General features: G+C 31.9%; 10 protein-coding genes. 1 reads left to right on the top strand and 9 read right to left on the bottom strand.

The window, feature by feature from the left end; all coding sequences use genetic code 11:
- On the bottom strand, nt 1–1,415 hold a 1,415-nt coding region (locus ACH2CJ_RS04845), incomplete at its 3' end, for a tail fiber domain-containing protein (protein WP_394991110.1).
- 801 nt (nt 1,416–2,216) lie between these two features.
- Between ACH2CJ_RS04845 and ACH2CJ_RS04840 the strand changes: the two genes are divergently transcribed.
- Nucleotides 2,217–3,797 (top strand): SBBP repeat-containing protein, encoded by a 1,581-nt coding sequence (locus ACH2CJ_RS04840; RefSeq protein WP_394991109.1) that lies wholly within the window; start codon nt 2,217–2,219, stop codon nt 3,795–3,797.
- A gap of 308 nt (nt 3,798–4,105) precedes the next feature.
- On the opposite strand, the gene ACH2CJ_RS04835 is transcribed toward ACH2CJ_RS04840, so the two are convergent.
- The 8 genes from ACH2CJ_RS04835 to ACH2CJ_RS04800 all read right to left on the bottom strand — a co-directional run bounded on the left by ACH2CJ_RS04835 (nt 4,106) and on the right by ACH2CJ_RS04800 (nt 9,670).
- Nucleotides 4,106–4,552 (bottom strand): hypothetical protein, encoded by a 447-nt coding sequence (locus tag ACH2CJ_RS04835; protein ID WP_394991108.1) that lies wholly within the window; start codon nt 4,550–4,552, stop codon nt 4,106–4,108.
- Between the two features lie 119 nt (nt 4,553–4,671).
- A complete protein-coding gene (locus ACH2CJ_RS04830) occupies nt 4,672–5,922 on the bottom strand; it encodes a hypothetical protein (protein WP_394991107.1) in 1,251 nt (416 codons plus the stop codon).
- 18 nt (nt 5,923–5,940) lie between these two features.
- Nucleotides 5,941–6,255 carry a hypothetical protein gene (locus ACH2CJ_RS04825; RefSeq protein ID WP_394991106.1) on the bottom strand — a complete coding sequence of 105 codons (315 nt, stop codon included), beginning with the start codon at nt 6,253–6,255 and terminating at the stop codon, nt 5,941–5,943.
- Complete coding sequence (locus ACH2CJ_RS04820; RefSeq protein WP_394991105.1) at nt 6,252–6,563, bottom strand: helix-turn-helix domain-containing protein; 312 nt, start codon at nt 6,561–6,563, stop codon at nt 6,252–6,254. Before ACH2CJ_RS04820 ends, ACH2CJ_RS04825 begins: the two co-directional genes overlap by 4 nt.
- Before the next feature lie 87 nt (nt 6,564–6,650).
- Entirely contained in the window at nt 6,651–7,775 is a 1,125-nt protein-coding gene (locus ACH2CJ_RS04815; RefSeq protein ID WP_394991104.1) for a hypothetical protein, read from the bottom strand.
- A 35-nt stretch (nt 7,776–7,810) separates the two neighbouring features.
- Nucleotides 7,811–8,047 carry a DUF4926 domain-containing protein gene (locus tag ACH2CJ_RS04810; protein ID WP_394991103.1) on the bottom strand — a complete coding sequence of 79 codons (237 nt, stop codon included), beginning with the start codon at nt 8,045–8,047 and terminating at the stop codon, nt 7,811–7,813.
- A gap of 4 nt (nt 8,048–8,051) precedes the next feature.
- Entirely contained in the window at nt 8,052–8,387 is a 336-nt protein-coding gene (locus ACH2CJ_RS04805) for a DUF6883 domain-containing protein (RefSeq protein WP_394991102.1), read from the bottom strand.
- Complete coding sequence (locus ACH2CJ_RS04800) at nt 8,384–9,670, bottom strand: phage integrase SAM-like domain-containing protein (protein ID WP_394991100.1); 1,287 nt, start codon at nt 9,668–9,670, stop codon at nt 8,384–8,386. Before ACH2CJ_RS04800 ends, ACH2CJ_RS04805 begins: the two co-directional genes overlap by 4 nt.
- Nucleotides 9,671–9,836 lie beyond the last annotated feature (166 nt).

Below are 9,836 nucleotides of genomic sequence, written 5' to 3'. Positions count from 1 at the left end.
ATTTTATTTGCATCTGCTATATAATTATAAGAAACTGTTTGTAATTGATTGATAAAATTAAGACCTAAACGATTTGTATAAATTATATTTTCTTTCAATCTTCTATCAGAAGGATTACTCCAAGAAACTTGACCTTCTATTACACTTATCGAACTATTACCAATTCTTATTTTATCGCTTCCATCTACTTTGGCATCATAACCAATTGCCATAGCATTATTAAAGTCTCCTGTGGCATCTGCCAAAGCTCCTATGAATGTATTTTGCTGACCTGCATTAATCATTACACCTGTATTATGCCCTAATGAGGTATTGAAACTGCCAATAGTACTATTACTTAGCGATAATTTTCCTACTGCTGTATTGTTAGACCCTGTAGTGTTTGCAGTTAAAGCCCAATAGCCATGTGCCGTGTTATCGCTTCCTGTTGTGGTATTATAAAGAGCAGCATTACCTGTGGCAGTATTACTATTGCCAGTAGTATTAAGATATAAGGAATAATATCCAATTCCTGTATTGTTTTCCCCAGTTGTATTGCGTGAAAGAGAAAAAGCACCATTTCCAGTATTACCATTTCCAGTTGTATTCTCACTTAAGGATACAAAACCGTATGCACTATTATTAAATCCAATATTGTTTGATTTTAATGAACTTACCCCTGTTGCGGTATTTTGGTAACCAATTGTATTTCCCTTTAAAGAATTTACACCATTAGCAGTATTATCAAATCCTGTAGTATTTGAATAAAGTGATAAATTGCCAATAGCTGTATTTTCAAATCCAATTGTATTGCTCAAAAGGGATTCACCTCCAATTGCAGTATTATAACCACCTGAAGTATTATTACGCAATGCAAATTTTCCAATCGCAGAATTTAAAACACCTGTAGTGTTAGATACTAATGAAGCCTCGCCAATTGCTGTATTAGAATTACCTGCTGTATTAGATTTTAAAGCATAGTATCCAATCGCTGTATTAGAATAGCCTGTAGTGTTAGAGTACAATGAAACACTGCCAATTGCTGTATTAGTATAACCCCATGTGTTAGAGTTTAATGCAGCGTTTCCAATCGCTGTATTTGAACTACCTGAAATGTTAAATTTTAATGATAAACCGCCAATTGCTGTATTATCATTGCCTCCTGTGTTAGAGTTTAATGCAGAGTACCCAATCGCTGTATTATTATTACCTTCGGTGTTAGAGGACAATGCATCTTTGCCAATTGCAGTATTATAACCACCTGTAGTATTAAAACGCAGGGCATTTTCACCTAAAGATACTCCATTATTGGTCTTTCCCTTCAGACCTTTTGGAGTAATTAGAATTGAACCATCAGTGCTATTTAGTGTTGAAATTTGACCAAATACATTTAAACTACATAGAAAACAAAGGAATAGAACGAGGTGATTTTTCATAAAAGTAGAATTTGATTTAGAAAATAGAATAGTTCGATGAATGTAATACCCTCAAATTAAACATTAAAAGGTGAAAATCTATAGGAATAAAACATAAATTTATTATTCGGTAATTCCTAAATTAGATAAGTAGTTTAGATTTTTTTTGAATCTATAAATCTTGCATTTCAGTATCAAAAACTAAGATATTCCTATGCTTAGTTTTTAAATCTGTCACGTAAATATCAAATTCATTTTCAGTCATACCTGCTGGCTCAACTAATTTTCCGTTTCTTGCTTTTTAAGCTAAACATACTCTATCAATGTGAGCATTAAATTAACTAAATCCTTCAAATTAGCTTCAACATTATTTGATACATCCAAATGATTGTTAGCGTTTGTACGTTGATTAATCCTAAAATATTTTTAAAAATTTGCGACCCTCTCGGCTACTAAGAAAATGATATGTTAAATCAATTTGGGGGGGTATAGTATTAGTATTTATCTAATTATTTAAACAATGTTTTTACATTAGTTTTACATCTAAATACAATGTGGTTTTTCATTCATCAAATAAAGTTGGATAACTCGGAAACTTTGCCATTTTTTGACTGCTTAAAATGAAACCTAAATTATTAAGGAACTTTACTGGTATCTTATTCAACAACTAACATTCTAATATTCTAATATTATCAAACAAAGCTATTTAACCGTATAATAAATAAAAATACATTTTTAAACCTTATACCCAAATATTGCGTAAAATTGTAATTGCCTTCGTAAATTAATGTTTTTTTTAGTTTATCTTATCCTATTTTAACAATGAAATACGTCTTAATAATTCAACTTTTGCTTTTCTGTCAAATTGTAAACGCACAATCTACTCTTATTACTTCGGGTGGTCAAGGTACAGTTCAAGTTCCTAAACTATCTTATGACCAAATTACTGCCATTCCAAACCCAAAAGCTGGTATGGTTGCTTTTGATAGTACATTCCGTTGTTTAAGATACTACACTGGCAGTAAATGGCTTTGTACTTCACAAAGCGAATCGAATAACTCAACAAATCCTGTTGGATTTGCATGGCGTAAAGGTGGTAGCTATGATTATGATCACTCTTACTCTTTACTTACTGATGCAAATAACAATGTTTACATATCAGGAATTATTACTTATGTTGGTTGTTTTATTGCTAAATTTTCATCAAACGGAACTCTTATTTGGGAGAAATATATTGGTGGTTATAATAGTTCTAATGCAACTATTAAAATAGATATTAATTTTAATGTTTATGTAGTTTATAATACAAGCAGTTCACTTGGTTGCAAAACAATATGGATTGAAAAATACAATAGTATTGGCGATTTGATATGGTCTAATCGCAATTCTGACTGTAATTATAATTTCGGATATGATATTTTTTTAGATACCAACAATAATGTTTACTTGGCCGGAACTATCAGTGGTTCATTAACATTTGGTTCGACAACAATTAATTCAACTGTTAATAATGAAACGTTTGTTGCTAAATTTTCAAATAGTGGTAGTTTTATGTGGGTCAAGACTATGAGATATTCTAATGTAATAATTAGTAATAATGGAGATTGTGTTTTTGCAGGATATTTTAGTGGTAGTACCTCTATTGAAACTAATAACTTTAATTCTTTTGGTAATGAGGATATTTTAATAGGTAAATATGACACAAATGGTTCATTAATTTGGGTTAAACAAGCTGGTGGGTCAGGGATTGATAAAGCCAATGACCTTAAAGTTGATGCAAGCGGAAACGTCTATGTAACTGGTAGTTTTTCTACAAGTTCTAATTTTAGTGGAAATACAATTAATTCTATTGGATTAGAAGATTTTTTTGTCGTAAAATATCAAGCCAATGGAACGCTATCATGGATAAAGCAAGGTGGTGGAACTGGAATTGATAAAGGGCTAAAAATGGAACTAAATCCTGTAAATGACCCAATTGTACTTGGTGAATGTAACTCTAATCCCACTTCTTTTTCAAGTTCAGCGATTTTTCCAAGCCAAACACCAAGTAGCTTTTTAATAAGATATTTTCAATACACTGGTGATTTGTCTTGGGTGAAAATTGTGGAAAATGCCATAAACTTTAAAATTAATTCATCTGGAAATATCTATACATGGTCAAAATCTATTGGTTATATTCCAGGAGGTGGCGTACCAAATTATACCTTTATATTTTCTAAATATTCGGGTGATGGAACACTTATGTACACTCAAAGACAGGGTGGAAATGCTAAAACCATGACTTTTGGCAATAATAATGATTTTTTCTTTACTGGAATTTTTCAAGGAACTGTGCAAATGGGTGCATCTACTTTGACGGATATAGGAGGGCAAGATATTTTTGTAAGTCATTGGATGGAATGAGTATTTCCCATTTTTTACTTTGTAAAAGTGGTTTTTTTTCAAAAAATTTTTTAAAACTTGATAGTCGGTCGGCTGCTAAGAAAATGATATTAATAAAGTATTTGGGGGGTATCATACATTAATTTTACATTTAAATAAATGTTGGTTTTTCATTTAATTATCATTTAATATAATGATATTATAATGTTAGTCTTTCAAATGATAATCATATCAATGTAATGAAAGATTATCATTTAATTAATCATTTGAATACAATGAAAGGCTATCATTAATTTATCTAATATTTATATTTATTTTTAGGCATTTTTTTATTCGTAATATCCTTTATAGGTTAAAACTCCCTTTTTATAATCAATGGTTATGATTGTTTCGTTTCCAGACTGCTTAGAAATACATATTTCACATCTTTCTCCAAGACTATCCACGCAATCCATGCCACACAATTGATTGTATTTATTATATGAAATAATTTTATACTTTATTTTATCCCCATTTCTATAATCTAAAGTCCACTCGGTATCTCCAGTTAAAGTAAAATAGGCATCATTCTTCATCCTTTCTCCGAGTAAATGAGTTAAAATAAATCTCTTTGATTGTGTTAACTCATTTTGAGGTTCAACAAAACTCGAACTGTTTTCGCTTTTCTTATCATCCCAAAACATGAGATAAAAAATTGGTATTGCTATAACTATAACAAAGATTGTTCTAACTACTTTATCAAAAGTGGTTAATTCTTTAGGTGTTGTTTTTCCCATAGTCTTAATGTTATAGGCATCCGAAGTGCCTCTGTTACAAGAATTGATTAACACAATTATACAAATAGTCTTTTATATAACCAATTGATTAATGATTTAAAATGAAATATTCGCCTGTTTTATTGATAATTGAACTTTACATTGATTAAAATTTCTTCCTGCTGTGGCGTGGGCTTAAAAACCTCCTCATTTGGAAATAAAGGTAAAACGATATGATATTTGAAAAATGATTCATGCACCTTTTTCACAAAATTATTCTTTGGGTTGTGGCGTGGGTTGCTCTCTTTATTCCTGCATTTTTTGGCAACTTTTCCAAACAACTTTTCAGAACAAAAAAAACTCCCTTTTCTTTGGTTAGATATATCTTTGCCACAAGTCAAACATACTCTTTTTAGGAATGTTCGATTCGTTAAGTTTTCAAAAGTGTTTTTATTAGATAAATGGCTACGTTTACACCCTATACTACCTGTGCATTCGTAGCTTTTTGGTGTTTCGCTTATACCTGTGCATTGGTAGCCACTTTTTAAAAGTTCGTCCCATTTCGCAATTACTTTTTGCTTAATAGTTTCTTTTATCTTATCGGTACTAAACCGCTCAATTATTGCATTGTAACGAGTACGTTTTTTGCTTCTTTGTGAACGGTTTAAACCTTCCCAAAATCGGGGGTTTCCTGCTTGCTCATAAAGTTTGAGTTCGGGCTTTGATAGTTCGCTCAATCTGATAGGTTCGTGAATGATAAGAGAATCAAACATTTCAAATAAAACTTTTCCTAATGATGCTACTTTGTTAGGGTTGCATAAATCGTTTAGCGTTTCGATTGAAAGGTGTTCAATTTTTCTCATTCTCACAATTTTATCCTCCACTCTCAAAATATGTTCGGGTTGGTCGTACTGCAATGATTTATTGTAAATCTTTACTACGTGGTTTGTTTGGTGGCTTATAATTCCATCCCCTCCCGAAATATTCATCTTGTTTACAGAATCATTATTATAGCAAATTATCATGTTTAAAACCGTTGAGGGGTCTTGACCTATCCGAATATTAACACCAAACTCTAAACCGTGTAGTCGGGCAATTTCGGGGCTAAAATCAAAAGTTTTACAAATGTCTTGAATGGTTGCCACTACTTGACCGAAACTAAAATCATTATGATTATGTATTCCTGCATTATGGTATTTATGGATACTTCCTTCAATAACTGTTTTATCATTGTTGTATATCAAAAATTTAAGATTCTTGTATTTGGCTCTTTGTTTTTCAAGTTCGCCAGTTTCGTTGTCCGATTCATTTTTGAAACTTAACAATTCATGCTTTCGGAGTGCATCGGCTACACTTTTGGAATTTATTTCTATTTTTAAAAAGTCAATCATGCTAAAATGCTATTTTTCTTAATTGTCCGATAACTTCCAAAGGTGGTTACGCTTGCCGTATTTGCCGACACGATACTCTTTGAGTTTCTCAATATAGCCGTTACGCATTAGGGTATTTAAAGCCCTACCGATAGACGTTTCGGGTGTAAGGTTATGAATCATGTTTGCTTTCAGTAGATTGTCTAATACTTCATATTTTGTGAGCTTTGCAGTTGGGTTTGCTCTGAAAAATTGTAGTATATTTGCATCCTGTGTTAATGTCCTGCGAATACTTTCTTGAAGTTCCTTACCTTCCAAGTTAGTAGTATTGAAATAAAGGGGTTTACGTTTCATTTCTTGTAAACCCCTCCTTTGGTTTCTATTTTAGAAAGGCATTTATCAATGTCCTCTGCTCTGAATAATACCCGAACACCTTTTTTATTGCTATCACATACCTTGTGAGCAACGATACGCCCCTCACTCACATACTTTGTAAGCGTTACAAGCGAAATATTTAGTTTGGATGCGGTTTCTTTACGGCTGTAAAGTTTTTCGTCTTTGGGGGCTTCAATTCGAGTTTTGTACTCGTTGAGGGCGTTTCTAACTTCCTGCTGAATTATCGGGCGAAAGTGGTCGGAAATTTGTGTTAGTAGTTCTTGCATAAATCTATTTTGTTTGATTATGCAAGCAAAGTTCGGGGGTGGAAAGTTGAGGAAACTGTCGGGACTGTCGGAAAGACTGTCGGAAATTTAATGAGGAAAATCTAAGTTAAATTTATTGATAATTTCGGGTTTGTTGGTTTGTTCTATCCATACCCTCACATCATTACAATATCTTTTGAACCAAGTTTTATGTAAATCATTTTCACCACAAGTTTTTTCAAATCGCTCTAAACTTATCTGAAACCAGTCTGCAATTTTATTTCTATTGCCATAATTCAAAAGTGAATCATCAATGTAGGTAAAAAATAATAATAGTCTTTGATTTGTTCCGCTTACTGCATTTCCTTTTCTATCTCTTTTGATTTGAATGTATGAATATGGATTTTCTTTGTATTCGCCTGTAATTTCTGAATTTTGGTTATTATGCTGTAACACTTTTGAAGACTCATAATGTTGTGGTAGCTTTAATTTGTCTATTACTTTAAATATTGGCTCGGTGTGCCAAACTATTGATTCTAATACTATATCATATTCTTTTGATTCAAAATATATTTTTCTATTTGCAAATTCAACATTAGAATAAAATATAAAAAACTCATTTAATTTTTTCTGTGAAAATTCAGAATTGAAAAAGTTATTATGAATAACTTCTCCAATTCCTGCACCAATTCTTGCAAGTAAACGATTAAAATATATTGTTAAAAATTCTAAAACAATATTAAACTGTTCTTCCAATTGAGTACCTATATAAATAACAGGTTTACCATTATAAATAATAGGTTTACCATTTTCGTAATTTACAAAGCTTAAAGTATTAGCTATTTGTACCACTTCCCAAAGATGAGATTCAAGAAATTCATCTACTTCATTTATGCCAAATTCGGGTATTTCAGAAATTATTTTTTGAAACATTCTATCACAACTCTTTGAATAATCAGCTTGACTTGATACTATCGTGGACTTATACACTTCATCAAGGTTATTTTTTACCATTCGTTGAAAAGTTTTATTTGATTTTACACCTTCTAACCAATCACTAAATTCAGGTAAATGTTTGCCTATATCTTCGCCCATTTTCTTTACTTTATTGAATATACTTTTGTTAATTAAGTATTCAACCGCTTCGTCAAAATCATAATAACTAAAAACAATTTTATCCAATTTCGCTCTGACAATTAACATTTCATCTTCATAATCTTTCAATGTTTTCATTTTTTATTGCTTAAAAAATAAGGTTTTGATAGGTTTTAAGCTACTTTTCTAAATTCTCTTACGTGCAAAATGGTATTTTCCATTTCAACCTTTTTTATTTGGTCTTTGGTTAGGGTTTTTACGCCTATGGTTTCACCTTTGGCATTAATAAACTCCACTTCGTAGCGTTCGCCACTTTCATAGCAAAATGCAACCGTTCCAACATCGCCTTTATTCAAATTCAGTTCGGGCAAATTGATTAATAATGCCACTAAATCGTTTTCTTCTATCATTGTTTTATTTGTTTGGGTATGCTGTTACTAATCTTGAATACTCTTTATTGTTTTCTTGTATCCAAATGGTTTTTAATGGATAACTTTTACCGTTTGGGGCTTCCAAATCGCCTAAAACCTCATATTTTACGCCTTCGGGGTTAGTTTCTGTATTTTGTACAATTCCTGTTTTTGCAATTTTCAAAATAGCTTCCTTTAAAGTTTCAGGCGTATCTTGGTCAAAACCTATTTTTAGATAAAAGAACGCCTTGCCTTTATTTTGTGGGTGTTCGGTATTTAAAAGATACTTTATTATTTTTTCTATTGGTATTTTGGCGTTTTCTCCGTTGGGCAAATTCATGCTATTTTGAGTTTAAAACTTTGGGCGTTCCACATTTCACGCAACTTGTGGGCGTGTTCTCGTGGCGTAATCTTAATGTATTTCATAAATTGAACCTCCGATTTATGCCCTGTTATACCCATGATACTAATTGCTGACATACCCATTTTATAGGCATTTGATGCAAACGAACGCCTTGCGGAGTGCGTTGTTATCAATTCATGCTTTAAATAAGTGCGTGTTACTTTTTTTCCTGCTTTGGTATATGATTTAGAAACTATGTCGTCTAACTGTGCTAATTGTCCTATTTCCTTTAAATACTCATTCATCTTTTGGTTAGATATTGCCCTCGGTAGGTTATTATCGTACTTTTCTAATATTTCGCTTACAATGCTATGAATAGGTATTACCACCGTTCCGCCTGTCTTTTGGGTTTCTATCTCAATAAAATCACCGTCTATATTTTCAGGGCGTATGCGTGTAAAGTCGGAGAACCTTAAACCTGTAAGGCATCCAATGACAAACAAATCTTTCACTTTCTCCAAACGTGGATTATTTGATAAGTCCAAACCGTAAATAGTTTCTATTTCATCTTGATTCAAATAAATAGCTTCGGTTTGCTCCGAAACGCTCTTAAATCGCTTAGAATAGAAGTTAGGCATCAAACCCCTTGCCTGTGCTTCAATAAAGAACATTTTGAGGGTTTTAATGTGTTTTCCTACCGTATTGGTTGAATACTGTTTATCGTTGATTAAGTATTTTTGGTATTGCGTATAGAAATAGTAATCTATTTGGGCAAAATCAAGCACTTTATTTTTGTAAAATTTACTTTTAAAGTTTTTGAGTTCTCGAATAGCCTGTTTGTAAACCAAAATTGATGCTGGCTTGGTCGGCTTGCCTGTCTTTTCATTTAGTCGGGTTTCACAATCTTTCAAGTATTGCTCACAAAATGAAAATAAGTCGAGGGGTTTATCTTTTTCTTCCTCTACCTTTTTTTGTAGTTTAATATCAAGCAACTCTCGTAATTTATCAAGGGTTGGGGGTGTCTGTTCATTATCATTTAGGTATTTTCTAAATTCATTCTGAACATCGGTAGTTAAATTATTTAGTCGGGCGTTAAATTCGGCAAAAGTTGGAAACAATCGAGTTTCTTTGGCTCGTTTGGTATCTTCATTCCAAAACTTTGGCTCAATGGTTTCACCTGTCGAATATTTGAGCAAAACATTGCTATATCGAAAGTACAAAATGACTGCCGTAGAGGTTTTTGAGTTTTTATCTCGTAGATAAAAATTGAGCTTTGCCATGCTAAAAAGTAATTGTATAATTGAACATTACAAAGATACAAATAAATTTAAGCGTGGACGGTTTGGGGGACGGTTTTTTTTAATCTAACTGTATTTATCTTAATTTTACTTAACTATAAACTTTCATAACTCATTGATTATCAGCATATTTAACACAAAATAGAAT

This window comes from Emticicia sp., assembly GCF_043780375.1.
In the GTDB taxonomy this organism is placed as follows: domain Bacteria; phylum Bacteroidota; class Bacteroidia; order Cytophagales; family Spirosomataceae; genus Emticicia.
Note: the sequence above shows the minus strand (reverse complement) of the source record. Positions and strands in the feature narration are given on the sequence as shown.